Below are 18,967 nucleotides of genomic sequence, written 5' to 3'. Positions count from 1 at the left end.
ACACTGCTACCAAATAGCCGGTCGCAACATGCGGCAATCGTCCCCCTGGGAAATACGCTCATCGCGTTGACCAAGAACACCACGATCGCCTCCGCAATCGGTGTGGCGGAAGCTTCCCTACTGATGAAATCCACCATTGAGATGCATGCGAGCCAGCTCTTTGTCATTTTCTTTATCTTCGCGCTGGGCTTCATCATCCTGACCTTGCCCATGGGCTTAGGCCTGGGCAAACTCTCCGAAACTGTGGCGGTGAAGAAATAATGGCTGTACGCGCAACCGTGCTTTATGACGCCCCCGGCCCCAAGGGCGAGCGGCGCAACCTCATCTATACCGTCATCACCGTCGTTCTCTCGCTAGCTGCACTGTATTGGGTGCTGTCTACATTGGGTGAGCGCGGGCAACTCGACTCCGCGTTATGGACCCCTTTTCTTAACAGCCAAACGTGGACCACGTACCTGCTCCCTGGCCTGCGCGGAACGATCCTTTCCGCCGTAGCATCCATCATCTTGGCCATCGTGTTCGGCGTCGTCTTCGGCCTCGGCCGATTGAGCGAGAACGTCATCGTACGTGGCGTGTGTGGTGTGGTCGTGGAATTCTTCCGCGCCATCCCCGTCCTGCTGCTCATGATTTTTGCCTACCAGCTTTTCGCCATCTATAACGTAGTTCCGTCGAAACAGCTGGCGTTTAGCGCCGTGGTCTTCGCGTTGACCCTCTACAACGGCTCTGTCGTCGCAGAGATTCTGCGCTCCGGAATCAAGTCGCTGCCCAAGGGGCAAACTGAAGCCGCCCGCGCGCTGGGGCTGTCGCATGGGCAAACGATGCGTACCATCCTGCTCCCGCAAGCAGTAGCCGCAATGCTTCCGGCCCTCATCGCCCAGATGGTTATTGCGCTCAAGGACTCTGCGTTGGGCTACCAGATTGGCTATGTCGAGGTGGTGCGCTCCGGTATCCAATCGGCGTCCTACAACAAGAATTACCTGGCCTCGCTCATCGTCGTTGCGATCATCATGATCCTCATCAACTGGGGGCTGGGCCTCCTGGCCGAACGCATCGAACGTCAGCTTCGAGCGGGCCGTGCGCGCCGGAACATCATCGCTAAAGTTCCGGAGCAACCAGACCAAGGCTTGGACACCAAAGACCAGGTCAACGTTGATTGGCACTCAGAAAGCTATACAGAAATCCGCAACCCGGACGAATAGAAACAGCTAGGAGAGCTCGGCGATGCGCGCATCCAGCACGTCGATGGAAATACGCATCACCAGCTCCTGGCGATAGCCGCGCCGCGCGAGTGTTCCTACAATGCGACGCAGGAACTTGTCCCTCTCATGGCGGTCGGCGGGAACACTCTTCAAGGTTCGCGCCTTCTTCTCCGCTACGCGGCGCGCTACGGCCTCCTCAGATTCCTCGGTAATCTGCTCTAGGGCCGCTGCGCGATCGGCGGCCTCAACACTCTTCTCCTTGAGTTCCACATTGAGGGCACGGGCCGACTTACCGCGCCGCGCGTGGCGCTGCCGCACCCACTCCTTGGCGAAGGTTTCATCATCAACGAGCCCCACCCCTGCAAGGTCATCGACCACGTCCTCGACCACATCGGGCTCAAAGTCCGCCGCGACAAGCCGGTCACGCAGTTCCTTGCGGGAACGTGCACGTTGATCTAGCAAGCCTAATGCTCGGGAGCGCACGGGCGCCTTCGCTGCTTCAGCATTCGCATCAACAAGCTGGCCACCCGCGTCCCCCGATTCATAGGACTCGAGAGCTTGACGTAGCTTCTCTAGCTTCTCTGGTGAAGGTTGTGCCATTGCGCCTGTTTAGTCGTCGTCGAAATCGACGTTCGGTACCAGATCCACAGCCTCATCCGTCAGCGGATCGTCTGCACCCGGCACATCCATGGCGACGTCCTCACCAGCTTCGGCTGCGGCAGCACCCACGCCGAGCTTGACGAAGATCTTCTTCTCAATCTCATCCGCCAGATCGGGGTTGTCCTTGAGGAAGTTGCGGGCCTTTTCCTTGCCCTGTCCCAGCTGATCGCCTTCGTAGGTAAACCACGAGCCAGATTTCTTAATGAACCCGTGTTCGACACCCAAGTCAATGATGGAAGACTCGCGCGAAATGCCTTCTCCGTACATGATGTCGAACTCAGCGATCTTGAACGGCGGGGACACCTTGTTCTTCACCACCTTGAGCTTGGTGCGGTTACCGATGGCATCCTGGCCGTCCTTCAAGGTTTGGATTCGGCGGATATCGCAGCGCACAGAGGCATAGAACTTCAGCGCCTTACCACCCGTGGTCGTTTCCGGTGAGCCAAACATCACGCCGATCTTTTCACGCAGCTGGTTGATGAAGATGGCGGTAGTCCCGGAGTTGTACAGAGCACCCGTCATCTTGCGCAGCGCTTGGGACATGAGACGGGCTTGGAGGCCAACGTGGCTATCTCCCATCTCACCCTCAATTTCCGCCTTGGGCGTCAAGGCGGCTACGGAGTCAATCACGATGATGTCGATGGCGCCAGAGCGCACGAGCATATCTGCGATTTCCAGAGCCTGCTCACCGGTATCCGGCTGGGAAACCAAGAGGTTATCCGTGTCCACGCCAAGCAGACGCGCGTACTCAGGATCGAGCGCGTGCTCCGCATCGATAAACGCCGCGATGCCGCCGTTCTTCTGCGCCGATGCGATGGCGTGCAGAGCAACGGTGGTTTTACCCGAGGATTCAGGTCCATAAATCTCTACGATGCGACCGCGCGGGAAGCCACCGACGCCCAGCGCAATGTCGATGGCCGTATTCCCGGAGGAAATGGCCTGGATTGGCGGGCGGTCATCGTCACCAAGACGCATGACGGCTCCTTTGCCAAAATCCTTCTCAATCATCGCCATTGCGGCATCGAGGGCTTTCTGACGATCATCGCCCTTGCTAGCCGCCGAGGACTTCTTCTTCGTAGCCATTTATTTCCTCACTATCGTGCGTCAGTTAGTGTGCAGTGCTGTATGTCATTAAATGGGGGCACCTAGTTAGACTGCCATGAAGCAACTTCGGTTCCCAGGCCCGTCGCATTGTGTTTCCGGCATCGTCCCGGTTCCATCACATGCCACGAAAGTACCCTAACGTTTCCACCAGACCACAACCCACAATACACACACAAGTGTTCGATTGCCCATTCGAGCAACGCGCGTGTCTGAGACCTAATCCAACGCCTCGCCGCCTAGTGAAGTTTCCACGGACCGCCGTGCTCTGTACGGACGAAAGACACCTGCTCATCGGCAGGCAGTACGGCAACTACCCCGCCCAGCGCGCTACAGACATCCAGCTCATCAAGAGAGGCCCTGCTGCTCACATACTTCGACGCTCCACGCCCCTGCGCATCCCGATAAATCTCAACACTCCCCGAGCTTGGCGGCACCCATTCATCATCCTCGTCGGTACCGCCCTGCCAGGTTCCCCCACTAGCGTTTATGACATCCTCCTCGACAGCCCCAGGACAGATAAAGATCACGCGGTGATATTCGGAATCGAAGATGTCGCCGACGCGCATGTCGACGCTGCCAGACTCCCCTTCCTCCACCCCGGCCGCTTCTTCGATATTTTCGATGACATTCGCGGAACCTATCAACGAACATCCAGCCACGCTCCCCAGCGCGATACCGGAAAGAAGCGCTACCACACTGACACGAGCAAGCCCTAAGACATGCTCCATCTTCTTTCTATTTGCCATGCCTCTAGATTACCCCGTTCGGGGTAGTTTCAAGGCCTAAAAGCCGTGCTTGAACACTGTTCAAAAGTGCCTATTTGCTGCATCATTAAGCTACTAGATAAACTTTGGCCCATGAAAAAGAATTCCGTCGCGACTGATATCGCGTACGTCGCGGTCTTCACCGCGCTCATCATAGTCTTTGCGTTCGTCTCTATCCCTACGCCTACCGTGGGCGTGCCCATCGTTCTTCAAAACGCCGTCATCATCCTGGCTGGCCTCGTCCTTGGTGGCCGCCGTGGCTTTTTCGTCGGTCTACTCTTCATAGCTCTCGGCCTCGTCGGCCTTCCCATCCTTGCCGGCGGCCGCAGTGCCCTGAGCGCCATTGCCGGCCCCACCGTGGGCTACCTTGTCGGCTACGTCGTCTCACCCGCCATCGCCGGCCTCATCGCCTACCGCGCGCCGAGAAGCAAAGGAGGCATGACGGTAGTCCTCGCCATCGCCGGCGTCGTCGGCCTGGCCGTGCAGTACTTGTGCGGCATTGTTGGCCTGATGGTCCGCTCTGACATGTCCTTCGGGGCGGCCGCCGTGGCTCAGGGCCCGTTCGTCATCCCCGATCTCATTAAGGTCGCCGTGATGGTTGTCATCGCCGTCGGTGTCCACGCAGCATTCCCCGACCTGATGGGTCGCCGCACCAAGGCAAAGTAGCACCAGTGCCGCAGATTGACTTCCGCAACGTTTCCGTCACCTTCGACGAAACACCGGTGCTCAAGGATATTTCTCTCTCATTAAACGAACAGCGCATCGGCATCATCGGTGCCAATGGTGGCGGGAAATCCACTCTCGTCCGGCTCATCAACGGTCTTGGTGAACCTTCACGTGGTGAGGTCTTGGTGGATAACGTGGACGTCGCCAAGCACGGCAAGGAGATTCGCCGCCAGGTGGGCTTCGTGTTTTCTGATGCGGAGAACCAGATCGTCATGCCGCACGTGCGCGATGACGTGGAATTCTCCCTTCGCCGGCTCAAGCTGTCTCGTGAGGAGCGCACCGCACGCGTCGACGCCGTTCTCGAGCGCTTCGGCCTGACGCCGCTAGCTGAGCAGTCCCCGCACACTCTCTCCGGCGGGCAGAAGCAGCTCCTCGCGTTGGCGGCAGTGCTTGTCATGGAACCCACCGTCATCATCGCTGACGAACCCACGACCTTGCTAGATCTGCGCAACCGCGATCGCATTCGCCGCGAATTTGCGCAGCTCGAACAGCAACTCATCGTGGTTACCCATGACCTTGACTTTGTCTCTGATTTCGATCGCGTTCTGTGCATCGATAACCACCACGTCGTAGCCGACGGATCTCCCGACAAGGTCATTTCCTTCTACACCGAACTCATGAAATCCCGCCCGCTCTAGAGTCATGCCTAAAAACATCCCCCTCGGCTACTACGTCGACGCCGATACCATCATTCATCGCATACCGGCCGCGGTGAAATTCCTCGTGCTCATCGGCTTCATCCTCGTGACCTCGCTCGCCGTGCACACGCTTCCTTGGGCGTCGGCCAGCCTCTTCCTCCCACTAGTGCTCTTTCCCGTCGCCCGCATCCCGTTTCGCGTCGCACTCGGACAGCTTGTTCCTCCGCTCTACCTCCTCGTTGCGCTCGCAGCTTTTCAGTGGTGGCAGAAGGATTTGCTGTCGGCCGCGATCATGTTTCTCACCATCTACGCAGCCATCAGCGCGGCGGTGCTGCTGACGCTGACAACGAAGGTGTCGGAGATGATGGACTCCCTCGATCGGGCCCTCGCGCCACTGGGGCGCCTCGGGGTTCCGGTTGAGAACATCACGCTGGCGATGTCCCTGACAATTCGTTTGCTCCCCCTCATGCTGGGGACCGTGGTCGAGGTGCTTGATGCACGAAAAGCCCGGGGTGCCACGGCATCACTGACCGCTTTTGGCACCCCGGTTATCATTCGCTCAATCCGCCGAGCACGCGCGATGGGTGAGGCGCTTCAAGCCCGCGGCGTCGGCGACTAAACCTTATTCTCCGCGCAACTCGCGTAGGCGAGCCTGGACGGCATCCTCCTGCACGTTCGGCTGACCCTTAGCCTCTGCCGAACCGATTGCCTGCTGGGAGTTTCCCTCCACTGCCTTCGGGTTATTCATCTCCGCGCGGATCTGCTCGAGACGGGAGTGGCCAGCCAGTTGCACGCCAGCCTGCTCGATCTCCTGCATGCGGTTAGACACTGAGTTCTCGGCGAGCTCTGCCTGGCCCAGGGCCTTGGAGTAGCGGCGCTCAATCTTGTCACGCACAGCATCCAGGGAAGGCGAGTTACCGTTTGCGGAGAGCTCGTTCATCGAGTTGAGGGACTCGGAGACCTTCTCCTGCATCTTGGCCTGCTCGAGCTGCGACAGCAGCTTGGAGCGCTCGTTGACCTTCTCACGAAGCGCCATGCCGTTGCGTTCAACGGCCTTCTTGGCCTGCTCCGCCTGCTGTAGAGCCTGATCGTGGAGCTTCTTAGTGTCCTCAACAGACTGCTCAGCGGTAACCAGCTGGGCAGCGAAGGCTTCAGCCGCGTTTTCGTACTCGGTCGCCTTCTGTGCATCGCCTTCGGCACGGGCCTTGTCCGCAAGGCTCAGGGCGTTACGGGTATTCTGCTGCAGCTTTTCAATCTCACTCAAACGACGGTTCAGCTGCATCTCCAGCTGGCGCTGATTACCAATGACCGCAGCGGCCTGCTGTGACAGCTCCTGGTGCTGGCGCTGCGCCTCCTCGATTGCCTGCTCAATCTGAACCTTCGGGTCGGCGTTCTCCTCGATCTTGGAATCAAAGAGAGCCATCAAGTACTTCCAGGCTTTTACGAATGGGTTCGCCATAACAGGAGGTGCCTTTCTCAGCAGTTCGTTGTGTCAATAAGGTGTGTAACAAGAATATTTCCTGCCTGCCTAATAGTAGCGAAGCAGACAGTATTCCGTTGCGGTTCTATAGTTCCGATGCAGCGGGTGCGGTGGATGCGAGCTCCTCATCCATCGACGGCAACGCCATGTAGCCGGCCGCCTCAATGAGGACATCGGAGACGCTGACATCGAGTGCATGGCAGACAGAGGCCAGCAGCTCGGAGGAAACCTCCTTGCGGCCACGCTCCAGCTCCGAAAGATATCCCGGGGAAACACGCGCCACACCGGCGAGTTCGCGGAGGGTCACGCCTTTATCCGCGCGGAAGGCGCGAAGCGTTAATCCGAGGGCCTCACGCAGCAGCGGTTCAGGAGTCCGCGTCGACCGCGCCGGGGACTGGGTGGGTTTATCGAGTAGTGCAACTGAAGTGTTCATCACCCCGTACAACGGCTCAGCAGTCGTACTTGTTCCCACAATCAACTAATTTTCTTCAAGAGTTGATAGGAGAAGACTCAATGCCGCCTCAATGGCAGCGAAACGAATCGCGTTGCGCCCCTCAGCAGGAAGCTCATAAAGGACGCCGCGCTTGGCGACGCCCCCGCCACCCCTCCCGCATAACCCCACGTACACCGTGCCCGCGGGTTTGCCTTCCTGGAGGTCCGGCCCGGCTACACCAGTCAGCCCTACCCCCCAATCTGCACGCGTTTCAACGACCGCCGCCTCAGCCATCTGCGCAGCAGTCGCAGCAGACACCACGCCTTGCTCCTCAAGTTCTTCCACGGTGGTGTTGAGAAAATGAGCCTTGACCTCTGTCGCATACGTCACCAGCCCACCCCGCAGCACCGCCGAGGCTCCCGGGATGCACGCCACAGTCGCAGCGGCTAGACCAGCAGTAAGGGACTCACAGAACGCCACAGTTTCACCGCGTTCGCTGAGCGTGGATACTAGTTGCGCCTCGATGCTCATTGGTTCTCCCTATGGCCATCAATGAGGTACTGGATGCCGGTCAGGACGGTAACGAAGGCGGCGGCCAACATAACGAGGAGGCTCGGAAGGTCCATCCACCCTGGCAGCGGACAAAGATACAACGCCACCGCCACAGTCTGCAACGCTGTCTTGAGCTTTCCGCCTTGGGAAGCCGGCACCACCTTCCCTTGACGCAGCAAGAAGAAGCGCCAAATCGTAATGCCGAATTCGCGAAACAGAATCAGCACGGTGATCCACACCGGCAAAGCCCCGGTGATATTGAGGCACACGAGGGCCGCGGTCATCAGGGCTTTATCCGCGATCGGGTCCGCAATCTTGCCAAAGTTAGTGATGAGTCCCCGCGCGCGTGCAATATCGCCATCCAACTTATCCGTGAGCATCAAGAGCGCGAAGCAGAGGAAAGCCCACCATTCATGGCCGGCGAGCACCAGCCAGGCAAACAGGGGGATAAAGAGGATGCGCAAACTAGTCAGGATGTTGGGCAGGTTCCAATTGGAGACCTCGGGGTTTACATCCGTGGTTCGAGATTGGTTGCGCGCAGCCTGAGAATCATTCACGCTCTTCATCCTACCGTGGCCTCCCTGCCACTCGAGCGAGCACTACCATGGTCGGTATGAAGTATTTCGCAGTTTCCTATGAATACAATCCATCTAACCCGGTTATTGCTGAGGTTCGCCCGAAGCACCGCGAATTCATCGGCGCACTCCACGACAAGGGCCAGATCTGTGGCTCTGGCCCCTACACCGATTCCAAGGGCGGGGCGCTCATCGTCCTGCAATTTGAGGATGAGTCCGTAAAGGTGGCCGATGTCATCGCCCTCATGGACCAGGATCCCTTCTACACCGAAGGCGCTGTCACTGGGCGCGCTTTCCGCGAGTGGAATCCCGTTATTAATTCCTTCTAAATCCCCGCGGCCCGAGTTTAAGGCAGCTCGGACTTGGGAAGTTCGTCCGCCTTGCCGACGAGCTCGCCCTCCTTGTTGCGAACGATCTTGTTGCCATAATCGTCCCAGTCGTAGTGGTTGTGGGAAATCACCACACCACCCTGGGCTTGGTCGCGTTTGTCCTTCCACACCGACAACAACACCGTCACGAAGAGGACGCCAACGATGACCAGCAGCGACACCATGGTCGTAATTTCCGGTACCGCACTGACATTCTCGCCGCCGTTGATGAAGGGCACGTTGTTCTCATGCAAAGCGTGGAAGAGCAACTTGACACCGATGAACAGCAAGATGATACCCAGGCCATAAGGCAGGTAGACCAGGCGGTCCAACAGGCCATCAATGAGGAAGAACATTTGGCGCAGCCCCATGAGAGCGAAGGCATTGGTGGTGAAGACGAGGAAAGGCTCCGAGGTAATGCCGTAGATAGCTGGGATGGAGTCGAAGGCAAACATGACGTCGATCAGCCCGATAGCCGCCAAAGCAACGAAAAGCGGCGTCAGGGCGAATTTGCCCTTCTTCTCACCGGATTCCTCACGGTGGGTGAGCTTGTCACCGTGGTAGCGCGGGGTCACATGGATCACTTTGCGCAGCCACTTGACTACCAGCATGTCGTTGGGGTCGGTCTCGGGCGTCCCGTTGATCTCATCGATGAGCAGCTTGACTGCGGTGTAAATAAGGAAGATGGCAAACAGGTAGAAGACATCCGACCATGCCGCAATAATGGCCGCGCCCATCAAGATGAAGACAAGGCGGAAAACCAGCGCTAGGACGATACCGATGAGCAATACCTTCTGCTGATACCTGCGGGGAATCTTGAAGGAGCCCATGATGAGCGAGAACACGAATAGGTTATCCACGCTCAAAGCCTGTTCCGTCACCCAACCGGTGTAGAACTGTGCCGCGTGTTCGCTGTCCCACAGCACCCACACAACTCCGCCAAAGACAACGGCCATCGCCATGTAAAACAGGGTCCAGCCGCCGGATTCCTTAATGGTCGGCTCATGTGGTGAACGAACATGACTGTAGAAGTCGAAGATGAAGAAGCCTAGGATCACCGCGATGGTGATGGCCCAGACCCATAGTGGCACATGCATAATGAGTTATCCCTCCGGTCGACACGACAATAAAGACCGGAGGTCTCCCCCGCTAGCAAGCCGATGTCACAGCCTCGCTAGCCGACGCGACCGGGAACTGTACCGCAGTTGCCGTGTTGACGATCGACGCCGTGGATTGGGGTACTCCCCTCCAAGACTCGTCCTATCCTACACGGAACTTAGAACGCACCTGTGGAGGGGTTAGCGGAGATTTCAACGGTGCGGGTATCGGCTTCAGCGTCGTCTACCCCGCCGGCACCTTCGGCGTCTTGGACCTCCTTCGGGGCCTCTGCTGGGTCAGCGCCCTTGATCATCCAGATGATAGTGTCGAGCTCCTCCGGCTTGACCAGAACCTCACGTGCCTTGGAGCCTTCGGAAGGCCCGACAACACCGCGCGACTCCATGAGGTCCATGAGTCGACCGGCCTTGGCAAAGCCGATGCGCAGCTTGCGCTGGAGCATCGACGTCGAGCCCAACTGGGAGGTGACCACAAGGTCGACGGCCTCCAAGAGATCGTCCATATCCTTGCCGATCTCCTCGTCGATCTCCTTCTTCGCCTCCGAGGCCTTATCGTCCGTCACGCCTTCCGTGTAGTTCGGCGAGCCCTGTGCCTTCGCGGCGTCGACAACCGCCTGCACCTCCTCGTCGGAGACGAACGCACCCTGCATACGCACCGGGCGGCCGCCCTGCGGGATGAAGAGGCCATCGCCCATACCGATGAGCTTCTCGGCTCCACCCTGATCCAGGATGACTCGAGAGTCCGTAAGCGAGGACGTCGCAAAAGCCAGACGAGAAGGAACGTTGGTCTTAATAAGACCGGTCACAACGTCCACGGACGGGCGCTGCGTTGCCAGCACCAAGTGGATACCGGCCGCACGTGCCTTTTGAGTAATGCGAACGATGGAGTCCTCAATTTCCTTCGGCGCCGTCATCATGAGGTCCGCGAGCTCATCCACGACGCACACGATGTACGGGTACGGGCGCATCTCTCGTTGGGAGCCGGCAGGAGCCTGGTATTCGCCACTGCGGACCTTCCGGTTGAAGTCCTCGATCTTGCGCACGCGGGCAGCCTGCATGTCCATGTAGCGCTGCTCCATCTCCTCCACCAGCCACTGCAGGGCCGCCGCAGCCTTCTTCGGCTGCGTGATGATGGGGGTGATGAGGTGCGGGATACCTTCGTACGGGGTGAGCTCCACCATCTTCGGGTCGACGAGGATGAGGCGGACGTCTTCCGGAGTCGCGCGGGTCAACAGCGAGACCAGCATGGAGTTCACGAACGCCGATTTACCCGAACCGGTTGCGCCGGCCACGAGCAGGTGCGGCATCTTCTTCACGGAGAAGGAGGTGTACTCGCCTTCGATATCCTTGCCCAAGCCAATCAGCATGGGGTCATGGTCGGCACGCAGTGCCGGGGAATCCAGGACGTCGCGCAGACGCACCATCTCTCGGTCCGCATTGGGCACCTCAATGCCGACTGCGGACTTGCCTGGAATCGGGGTGAGCAGGCGCAAGTTATCCGTCGCGACGGCGTAGGCCAGGTTGGACTGCAGGTTCGTAATCTTCGAGACCTTGACGCCAGGGCCCAGCTCGATCTCATAGCGCGTGACTGTCGGACCACGGCTAAAACCGGTGACCTGGGCATCGACTTTGAACTCCTCGAAGACCTCGGTGATGGCCTCGATGATGCGATCGTTAGCCTCCGTGCGTGCCTTCGCAGGTTTGCCGGCGGTGAGCAGGTCCGTCGTCGGCACATCGTAGCCGCCGCCCAGGGCAGTGTCTTCCGCACCACTCGGGGCTGCGGGTGCTTCTTCGGCTACGCTCTGGGCTTCATCCTCAATCTTGGCACCCGTTCGCGCATCACGTCCGGATCGTTCCTGGAACATGCGCACTGCCTCGGAATGAGCGGCGGAGACCACGTCCTCTCCCGCTGAGCCAGCCGACGCTGCGCTTGCCGACGCCTCGGCAGCCGCCGCTCCCAGTGCTGCACCGGCGGCACCGCCGACGTCCACGCGGGGACGCTTCATCGGTGTTGGCTTGGGCTCTGGCTTTGGTTCGACTTTCTGCTCCGGTTGCGGAGTTGGCTGCGGGGCTGGCTCAGGATCCGGTACGACGGGGAACTCGTCGGTATCATCCGCGCGGCTATCAAAGCTCGGGCGGCCGTGCTGTACGGGCTCCTGGCTTACTGGCTGAGCTGCCGAGTCGAAAGAGACGGTGGCATTGTCATCCAGAATCTGCTTTGGCATCGGCTTCGGTGTCTGCTTCGGGCGCGGTCGCGAAGTGTATGCCGGGCGCACAGGACGCTCACGCCCCTCGGCGATGGCGTCGATGTCATCGCTGACGTAGTCGTAGTCGTCCGCGGGGGCGTCGTCAAGCAGCTCCTGATCTGAACGATTCTTCCTGTCACGCAGGCCGCCGACGAGCGCCGCACATTGCGCGGCCACAAAATCATATGCTTCACGCAGGGTGATGCCCGTGATATTGAGTGCCCCATACACAATGAGCAAGAAAAGCAAAGGCACCGCGACATAACTAGAAAAGGCCGCCACCAGCAGCTCGCCGACTCCAAAGCCGATGGCACCGCCTGCCTCCCCGGCGGCGTTGTTATTCCAGGTCAGCTTCGGAAGACCGGCAAAGATGTGAATGAGGCTCAGCATGCACACGACGATGAGGGCCGTGCCGCCCACCACTCGTGGCTTGAAATGGCCCGCCGGACCGGACAGATCCATCATGAGCGCAATGGCGACGGCGACCAGCGCAACGGGAAGAACATAGGCGCCCGCGCCAATCACATAGCGCACAGCGTTGGTGAGGTACTCACCGATAATGCCGGCCACCTGGAACCACGTCGCGCAAGCAAGGATGATGGCCACGCCGATAAGCACAAGAGCCACCGCATCTGGATTGGAGACGCGGATGCTCTTCTCAGTGTGAGCTGGACGCCCCATGACCGTCGTCGGCATCTCACTGTCGACGTCGCGTGCTCGCGTTACCTTGCTCTTTGCCGGAACAGCGCTATCGGCCTTGTTGCTCTTTTTCTTGTTCTTCGCGCGTCCAGAAATTTCCCCTGGCTCCCTCAACTCGTCGTAATCATCGTAGGCACCCTCGTCATGAGCAGCATCGTAGGCGGAGTCATAGAGGTCGTCATCTCGACTCCCCGCATCTACCGGCTTGAGACCGGCAAGGCCGTGCCCGACCCCTCGCGCCATGCTTCCCACGCCTCGGGCGGTAGCGCCAAAAACGGTTCCCAGTCCTCGGCCAACGGCGCGAAAGGCGCTGCCGGTCCTCTCTTCGGAGGTCTCGGCAGCGCGGGTTGCGGAGGTCAGCGAATAGCTTGTGCGGCCGGACGGCCGCGACCGATTGGCGGTGCGACCTCGGCCGGAGGCGCGAGACGGAGCGTTCTTGACAGACATGCCTGCCACTTTAGTAGCAAACACACCATTAACAACATGCGCCACACGCGTGCACTGAAGATTTTAGACAGTTCAGCCTACAGACTTGACCTAACGACGGCGGATGAATCCCCGTCAATCTCAACGCGAGCCGCCTCGCGGCCGAACGCCCATAGGAGCAACTCGGAAACTGCCCCACGGACCCGCACCACGTTGTCCCCCTTCGCTGCCACACGATGTTTATCCGCCGCGACGAGTGGCGCAAACCCAGCCGGCTCCAGCACTACCGGGAGGCGAGAGTGCGCCAACAGCCTTAACCCGAGAAACTCTAGCGGTGCGAGCAACTCCTTCTGCACCGCTAGCGAGAAATCACGCGGTTCGCTGTGCGCATTGGCCCGGCGTAGGTCTTCGTGGTGCACAAAATGCTCTGCGGTGTTGAGCACTGAATCCACGTAGCGCAGAGGGTTGAGCTTTCCCAATCCCCTACCCCAGTCATCCACCAGTTCCTCAAAATCTCGCGCACGGACTTCCTCCATGATGCTGTCCGCATGGGAAGTCAGCGCTGGAACAAAAGAACTGATGACGACGTCGGGCCGGTTTTCGCGGATCCAGAGGTGCGACACGAGGTCGCGGGCCGTCCACCCTTCGCACAACGTTGGAGCATCGGGACCAAGTTCACGGAATAACGCCACCATCTTGGCGCGTTCTGCTGAGGAAAACGACATGCGCCCCAGCATACCTACCAGAAGCAGGAACGCTGGGGCACTGTCTACCTAGACGTTAGAGCGATTCACGGGAGGCGTGAACTTCATCGTCGTCAGGCATCAGGACATCCGAGTTCGTCGGCACGATGGTCGGCAGAATGACCGGCTCGCGCTTGTACTTGGAATCCATGAGCTTGGATACCTTGCGGCGCAGCTTCTGCACCATGCGGTAGGTATCGTTCTCGCCCTCAGCGGCGAGATCGTTCATCGTGGACTCAACCAACTTGGCAACCTCCGGCACGATGCCGCGGTCATCGTCAGAGAAACCAGTGGTGGATACAGCCGGATGCTCAAGCAGCCGGGACGTGCGGTTATCAATCACACAGGTGATGGAAACGACGCCGCCAGAGCCGAGGTTGGTGCGGTCTGCCAGGGTATCTGCGTCGACGTCACCCATGGAGACGCCATCGACGTAGAGGTTACCCACGGTAATCTGGCCAACAACCTCTGCACGGCCGTTGCGCAGATCAACGACAACGCCGTTCTGTGCCAGAACCACGCGGTCGCGGTCAACGCCAGTGGAGACTGCCAGTTCCTTGTTTGCACGCAGGTGACGCCACTCGCCGTGGACCGGCATAACGTTCTTCGGACGCGCAGCGTTGTACAGGAAGAGCAGCTCGCCGCCGTAGCCGTGGCCGGAGGCGTGAACCTTGGCTTCCTTGTTGGTGATAACTTCAGCACCAATCTGGGAGAGCATGTTCATGACACCGTAAACGGCCTCTTCGTTGCCCGGAATCAGGGACGAGGAGAAGATGATGAGGTCGCCGTCGCGGACGGTGATCTGACGGTGCTCACGGCGTGCCATGCGTGACAACGCAGCCATTGGCTCGCCCTGGGTACCGGTGGTGATGAGCAAGACCTTGTGCGGTGCCATCTTGGCAGCCTCGTCGATCGAGATGATGGTTCCGCGCGGAACCTTCAGGAAGCCCATCTTCTCGGCGATTTCCATGTTGCGCATCATCGAGCGGCCGTTGAAGGCAACCTTGCGGCCAGCATAAACGGCGGCGTCGATAGCTGCCTGTACACGGTACACGTTGGACGCGAAGGTTGCGATGATGACGCGCTGCTTAGCATTGGACACCAGGCGGCGGAAGGTAGCCGGGATATCTCCCTCGGATGCGGAAACACCCGGGATGTTCGCGTTGGTGGATTCGCAGAGCATCAGGTCGACGCCCTCATCACCGTAGCGAGATAGCGCCGGAAGGTCGGTCGGACGGTTATCCAGCGGGGTCTGGTCCAGCTTGATGTCACCGGTGTGGATGATATTGCCAGCCGGGGTGCCCAGCATGATGCCCAGTGCATCCGGAACGGAGTGGTTAACTGCCCAAAAACGGCAGCGGAACGAACCGTAGTTCACATCCGACTTCTCGTTGACCTCAACGAACTTCGGCTTCTGGCGGTGCTCCTTACACTTCGCCGCAATCAGCGCGATGGTAAAGCGCGATGCCACGATTGGAATATCCGGGCGCAGCTTCAGCAGCCACGGGATAGCACCAATGTGGTCCTCGTGAGCGTGGGTTACAACGAGAGCCTTGACCTTGTGAATCTTCTTCTCGATCGGGCCAAAGTCCGGCAGGATCAGGTCAACGCCAGGCTCACCGGAGGACGGGAAGAGCACGCCACAGTCGATGATGAGCATCTCGTCCTGGTACTCGAAGACGGTCATGTTACGACCGATCTCAGAAATACCGCCCAGGGCATAAATACGCAGCGAATCCTTCTGCTGCTTCGGCGGCTCCGGCAGACGCTTCGTCAGATCCGCGCCCTGCATGGACTTGGGAACGTTGCGGCGGCCACGGTTGTTATTACGGTTGCGATTGTTGTTGCGGCCACCGTTGTTGTGGTTGTTGTTGCCGCCGCGACCGCGACCACGGCCGCCACGGGAACCACGAGAACGGGAACGACGGTTGCCGTCCTCAGAATTCGAGTTATTCGAGTTATTAGACTCGTTCGAATTATTGCCGGATGCAGCCGATTCATTCGGTGCTTGGAAAACCGGCGAAGCCGCCTCATTCGAGGCGGTCTCAGTCTCCGCAGGCGGACCCGCCTTGCGGGTTACCTTGCGGGAACGGTTACGGGATTCAGTCATTCTTAAAGGACTCCAGCCTTCTCCAAATCGTGGCGGAGAGCCTCAACCTCCTCCGCGTCAGCCGCGGATACCGGAAGGCGAGGGTCCCCTACTTCAATACCCTGCAGACGCAGGGCAGCCTTAACAAGAGTTGCTCCGCCCAGACGGCTTTGCGCCTGGATGAGCGGGGTTAAAGTTTTCGCGTTAATCTCTCGTGCACGTGCGATATCGCCTTCTTCGAAGGCCACGTAGAGATCAGCCAGGGCGCGCGGTGCAAGGTGGCCAATCACGGAAATGACACCCGATGCGCCAAGGGCAAGCCAGGGCAGGTTGAGGCCATCATCCCCGGAGTACCATGCCAAACCGGTCTCCTGGATAAGCGGTGCGGCCGCAACAAGGTCGCTTTTAGCGTCCTTGACGGCCTGAATGTTCGGCACGTCCGCGAGACGGAGAATCGTCTCCGTTTCGATCGGGATGCCCGAGCGGCCAGGAATGTCGTACAGACAAATCGGAAGATCCACGGCGTTAGCCACGGCAGTGAAGTGCGCGTACACACCAGCCTGGGAGGGCTTGGAGTAGTACGGGGTAACAACCAAAAGGCTATCCGCACCTGCATCAGCAAAGGCGCGTGCCGCCTCGATGCTGGTAGCGGTGTTGTTGGTTCCCGCACCAGCACAGAGGGTGGCTCGGTCCCCTACCTCTTCCTTCACAGCCGCAAACAGCTCCAGCTTTTCATCCAACGACGTCGTAGGTGACTCACCCGTAGTACCCGAGAGGATGAGCGAGTCGACGCCGTTATCAACAAGATGAGCTGCTAGGCGACGCCCTGCAGACACGTCCAGCGCACCGTCCTGGTCAAACGGGGTGACCATCGCTACGCCCACGCGTCCGAAAGTGTCGACGCCTGTCTGTGCTGTCATACCTGTGCTCATAGGCGTCAAGATTACCCGCTTTGCACCTTATTAGCTGAATCGGGGCGTTGCGCGAGTCTTAAATTTCTCCTTAGGCGTAAGGACTCGACGCCATTTCGGTGCCATCGCTCAGGGTGGTGATATTGAAATCGTCGAAAAGCACCGGCGATTGCTTCCTCAACAGCTTCAGACATGCCACCGCTAGCTGCCGCATCTCCGTATCCGCCTGTTCCGTCGCCCGCGCGCCGATAAAGTGACGCCACGCCCGGTAGTTGCCGGTCACGACGATGCGAGACTCCGTCAGGTTGGGTAGCACTGCACGGGCGGCCTGGCGTGCCTGCTTCTTGCGCAGCAATGCATTCGGTTCCTGCTCGAGCTTCGATTCAAGAGCATCGAGAAGCTCTTCGTAGACGAAACGCGCATCATCGGCTGCCTGCAGAGTCAATCGGGTAAGTTGTTCATCCTCCGCAATGAGTTTCGGCAGCACCACTTCAGCCTCTTCAGAATGAACAAAGCGCTGCGAGAGTTGCGAAAAAGAGAAATGTCGGTGCCGAACTAGCTCGTGTGTTGCCGAACGCGACAAGCCACGGATATACAGCGTCGCGGTTGCGTGCTCGAGCAGCGCATCATGCCCAACCTCGAGGATGTGATGCAGATAAGCCTGGTTCGAAGCAGTTCGTGGGTTCGGCTTATCGAAGGACTCGTAACAAGCTCGCCCAGCGAACTCGACAAGAGCCTCGCTTTCCGACGCCTCCCCGTCCACCTCCCAGTCCACTCCCTGCGGCGCGTGGAAAGAAGTGGCCGCGATGAGCTGGACATCAAGCTCAGTGACCTTAGCCATTACAGCTCCAAGTACTTTTCCAGGCCCACGGTCAGCCCTGGATGAGACTCAATTTCCCGCACACCCATGAGCACGCCTGGAGTGAAAGAGGAACGGTCATAAGAATCTTGACGGATCGTCAGCGACTGGCCCTGGGTACCGAAGATAACTTCTTCATGCGCCACCATTCCTTGCATGCGGACTGCGTGAACATGGACGCTGTCAACATCCGCGCCGCGCGCTCCGTCGAGGGACTGCTCGGTCTTGTCCGGCATTGCATCCAATCCAGCCTCTTTGCGAGCCTTCGCAATGCCCTGTGCGGTATGAACCGCGGTGCCGGACGGCGCATCGAGCTTGTTCGGGTGGTGATACTCAACCACCTCAGCGCTGTCGAAGAATTTTGCAGCTTGTGCCGCGAAGACCATGGTCAGCACAGCCGAAATAGCAAAGTTCGGAGCGATCAACACGTGGCCCGCACCGTCTCCCTTTGTCCATTCCTCCACTTGCGCCAGACGCTCGGCGTCGAAGCCCGTGGTCCCCACGACGGCGTGAATGCCATGCTGAGTACAGAATTCAAGGTTGCCCATAACGGAAGCAGGCTGGGTGAAGTCAACGGCTACCTGCGCGCCAGCTTCGACTAGCTTCTCAAGCGGAGTATCGCGATCGATTTCAGCAACAAGCTCCAGATCCTCTGCAGCGTTGACGCCCTCCACGATTGCTTGTCCCACGCGGCCCTTAGCGCCGAGGACACCCACCTTGATAGTCATTCACAATCCCTTCATCTATGTTCGTTCTGTTAGCCACGACCAGTCTATCCCTGTCGACATCCAGGGCTCAGAACGGGGCACGCGGCGCTAACTCCCCTCGCCTGCACCATTCACCTACCCCCGTTGTTGTGTATGAGTAAAACCTATACCCCCAGCTCGGCAAGTGTCGAACACACAACCTAAAGCATTACTCAACACCCCCATGCTTCTTGGTTTGTGAAGTTTATCCCCGCAGGCTATAGACCTTGGTTTGTGCCGGCACTAGGATTAGTTGTAGAACACTTCTTCTAACACTATTTTCTCGGGGGATACGCCAATGAGCACCACCATCCTGCCGGACGCCTTCTTTAGCATCAGGACGCTTCAGTCCGGTAGGGATAAAAAAATCCGGATATTAACAGCACCTAGCATCCGCCTTTTACCTATCGATAGCATCTACCGGGTGGTGGTTTCCTTTACTGAGATGCTTACCGGTCCTGGGCCTTTATCACTCGCTCGCTTACGACCGTGTGCGCATAAATTGACCAGGATAGAGCTGAATCCATAACCAAAAGCGTGTGTGCCAGGGTTCCACCCGCGCTAAAGCGAGGAGGCTTGAAATCCCCGACAACATTTCCTTTATCGGCTCTTCCGGTTTTGGGGTGCGTAGCGG

Annotated in this window: 19 protein-coding genes and 1 pseudogene; 6 read left to right on the top strand and 14 right to left on the bottom strand. The window is 58.9% G+C overall.

Translation table 11 applies throughout. The features are described from left to right. A pseudogene (locus HMPREF3056_RS03675) lies at window positions 1-261 on the top strand (hypothetical protein); the annotation flags it as partial. Then, complete coding sequence (locus HMPREF3056_RS03670; protein ID WP_070754119.1) at window positions 261-1,199, top strand: amino acid ABC transporter permease; 939 nt, start codon at window positions 261-263, stop codon at window positions 1,197-1,199. The pseudogene HMPREF3056_RS03675 and the gene HMPREF3056_RS03670, both read left to right, overlap by 1 nt. A gap of 6 nt (window positions 1,200-1,205) precedes the next feature. Here HMPREF3056_RS03670 and recX read toward each other — a convergent pair whose 3' ends face one another. The 3 genes from recX to HMPREF3056_RS03655 all read right to left on the bottom strand — a co-directional run bounded on the left by recX (window position 1,206) and on the right by HMPREF3056_RS03655 (window position 3,709). Then, window positions 1,206-1,799, bottom strand: coding sequence for a recombination regulator RecX (recX, locus tag HMPREF3056_RS03665; RefSeq protein WP_070754118.1), 594 nt, complete (start codon window positions 1,797-1,799; stop codon window positions 1,206-1,208). 9 nt (window positions 1,800-1,808) lie between these two features. Then, complete coding sequence (gene recA / locus HMPREF3056_RS03660) at window positions 1,809-2,942, bottom strand: recombinase RecA (protein WP_046649357.1); 1,134 nt, start codon at window positions 2,940-2,942, stop codon at window positions 1,809-1,811. Window positions 2,943-3,199: 257 nt separating this feature from the next. Further along, window positions 3,200-3,709: a hypothetical protein gene (locus tag HMPREF3056_RS03655; protein WP_141759837.1), complete on the bottom strand. Its 510-nt coding sequence runs from the start codon at window positions 3,707-3,709 to the stop codon at window positions 3,200-3,202. Window positions 3,710-3,820: 111 nt separating this feature from the next. Between HMPREF3056_RS03655 and HMPREF3056_RS03650 the strand changes: the two genes are divergently transcribed. From HMPREF3056_RS03650 to HMPREF3056_RS03640, 3 genes are read left to right on the top strand one after another with little or no spacing between them, the layout of a single operon-like run. Further along, window positions 3,821-4,393: a biotin transporter BioY gene (locus HMPREF3056_RS03650; RefSeq protein WP_070516853.1), complete on the top strand. Its 573-nt coding sequence runs from the start codon at window positions 3,821-3,823 to the stop codon at window positions 4,391-4,393. 5 nt (window positions 4,394-4,398) lie between these two features. Continuing rightward, window positions 4,399-5,091, top strand: coding sequence for an energy-coupling factor ABC transporter ATP-binding protein (locus tag HMPREF3056_RS03645; RefSeq protein ID WP_070516851.1), 693 nt, complete (start codon window positions 4,399-4,401; stop codon window positions 5,089-5,091). 4 nt (window positions 5,092-5,095) lie between these two features. Beyond that, window positions 5,096-5,710, top strand: a complete 615-nt coding sequence (locus HMPREF3056_RS03640) for an energy-coupling factor transporter transmembrane component T family protein (RefSeq protein WP_070516849.1) — start codon at window positions 5,096-5,098, stop codon at window positions 5,708-5,710. Between the two features lie 3 nt (window positions 5,711-5,713). Here HMPREF3056_RS03640 and HMPREF3056_RS03635 read toward each other — a convergent pair whose 3' ends face one another. The 4 genes from HMPREF3056_RS03635 to pgsA form a co-directional block, all read right to left on the bottom strand. Next, window positions 5,714-6,550 (bottom strand): PspA/IM30 family protein, encoded by an 837-nt coding sequence (locus HMPREF3056_RS03635; protein WP_070516847.1) that lies wholly within the window; start codon window positions 6,548-6,550, stop codon window positions 5,714-5,716. 106 nt (window positions 6,551-6,656) lie between these two features. After that, window positions 6,657-7,004 (bottom strand): helix-turn-helix domain-containing protein, encoded by a 348-nt coding sequence (locus HMPREF3056_RS03630; RefSeq protein WP_049157573.1) that lies wholly within the window; start codon window positions 7,002-7,004, stop codon window positions 6,657-6,659. A gap of 45 nt (window positions 7,005-7,049) precedes the next feature. Further along, a complete protein-coding gene (locus HMPREF3056_RS03625) occupies window positions 7,050-7,535 on the bottom strand; it encodes a nicotinamide-nucleotide amidohydrolase family protein (RefSeq protein WP_049157575.1) in 486 nt (161 codons plus the stop codon). Beyond that, window positions 7,532-8,122: a CDP-diacylglycerol--glycerol-3-phosphate 3-phosphatidyltransferase gene (pgsA, locus tag HMPREF3056_RS03620; RefSeq protein WP_198531099.1), complete on the bottom strand. Its 591-nt coding sequence runs from the start codon at window positions 8,120-8,122 to the stop codon at window positions 7,532-7,534. Before pgsA ends, HMPREF3056_RS03625 begins: the two co-directional genes overlap by 4 nt. A gap of 47 nt (window positions 8,123-8,169) precedes the next feature. Between pgsA and HMPREF3056_RS03615 the strand changes: the two genes are divergently transcribed. Next, entirely contained in the window at window positions 8,170-8,460 is a 291-nt protein-coding gene (locus HMPREF3056_RS03615; RefSeq protein ID WP_010190299.1) for a YciI family protein, read from the top strand. Window positions 8,461-8,477: 17 nt separating this feature from the next. On the opposite strand, the gene HMPREF3056_RS03610 is transcribed toward HMPREF3056_RS03615, so the two are convergent. The 7 genes from HMPREF3056_RS03610 to dapB form a co-directional block, all read right to left on the bottom strand. Beyond that, the gene (locus tag HMPREF3056_RS03610) at window positions 8,478-9,596 is read right to left on the bottom strand and encodes a TerC family protein (protein WP_070513055.1); all 1,119 of its coding nucleotides are present in this window, start codon (window positions 9,594-9,596) and stop codon (window positions 8,478-8,480) included. 179 nt (window positions 9,597-9,775) lie between these two features. Continuing rightward, a complete protein-coding gene (locus HMPREF3056_RS03605) occupies window positions 9,776-13,006 on the bottom strand; it encodes a DNA translocase FtsK 4TM domain-containing protein (RefSeq protein ID WP_070516845.1) in 3,231 nt (1,076 codons plus the stop codon). Window positions 13,007-13,083: 77 nt separating this feature from the next. Then, window positions 13,084-13,710, bottom strand: coding sequence for a TIGR03085 family metal-binding protein (locus HMPREF3056_RS03600; RefSeq protein ID WP_371441523.1), 627 nt, complete (start codon window positions 13,708-13,710; stop codon window positions 13,084-13,086). 55 nt (window positions 13,711-13,765) lie between these two features. Further along, window positions 13,766-15,838 (bottom strand): ribonuclease J, encoded by a 2,073-nt coding sequence (locus HMPREF3056_RS03595; protein WP_083317775.1) that lies wholly within the window; start codon window positions 15,836-15,838, stop codon window positions 13,766-13,768. A 2-nt stretch (window positions 15,839-15,840) separates the two neighbouring features. Then, window positions 15,841-16,749, bottom strand: coding sequence for a 4-hydroxy-tetrahydrodipicolinate synthase (dapA, locus tag HMPREF3056_RS03590; protein WP_070754115.1), 909 nt, complete (start codon window positions 16,747-16,749; stop codon window positions 15,841-15,843). Between the two features lie 70 nt (window positions 16,750-16,819). After that, on the bottom strand, window positions 16,820-17,569 hold the full coding sequence (gene thyX, locus HMPREF3056_RS03585) for an FAD-dependent thymidylate synthase (protein WP_070754114.1): 750 nt from the start codon (window positions 17,567-17,569) through the stop codon (window positions 16,820-16,822). Further along, the gene (gene dapB, locus HMPREF3056_RS03580) at window positions 17,569-18,315 is read right to left on the bottom strand and encodes a 4-hydroxy-tetrahydrodipicolinate reductase (protein ID WP_049157587.1); all 747 of its coding nucleotides are present in this window, start codon (window positions 18,313-18,315) and stop codon (window positions 17,569-17,571) included. Before dapB ends, thyX begins: the two co-directional genes overlap by 1 nt. Between the last annotated feature and the right edge of the window lie 652 nt (window positions 18,316-18,967).

Source organism: Corynebacterium sp. HMSC056F09 (assembly GCF_001815785.1).
GTDB classification, from domain to species: Bacteria; Actinomycetota; Actinomycetes; order Mycobacteriales; family Mycobacteriaceae; genus Corynebacterium; species Corynebacterium hiratae.
The sequence above is the reverse complement of the archived record's forward strand: the minus strand, read 5'-3'. Positions and strand labels throughout refer to the sequence as shown.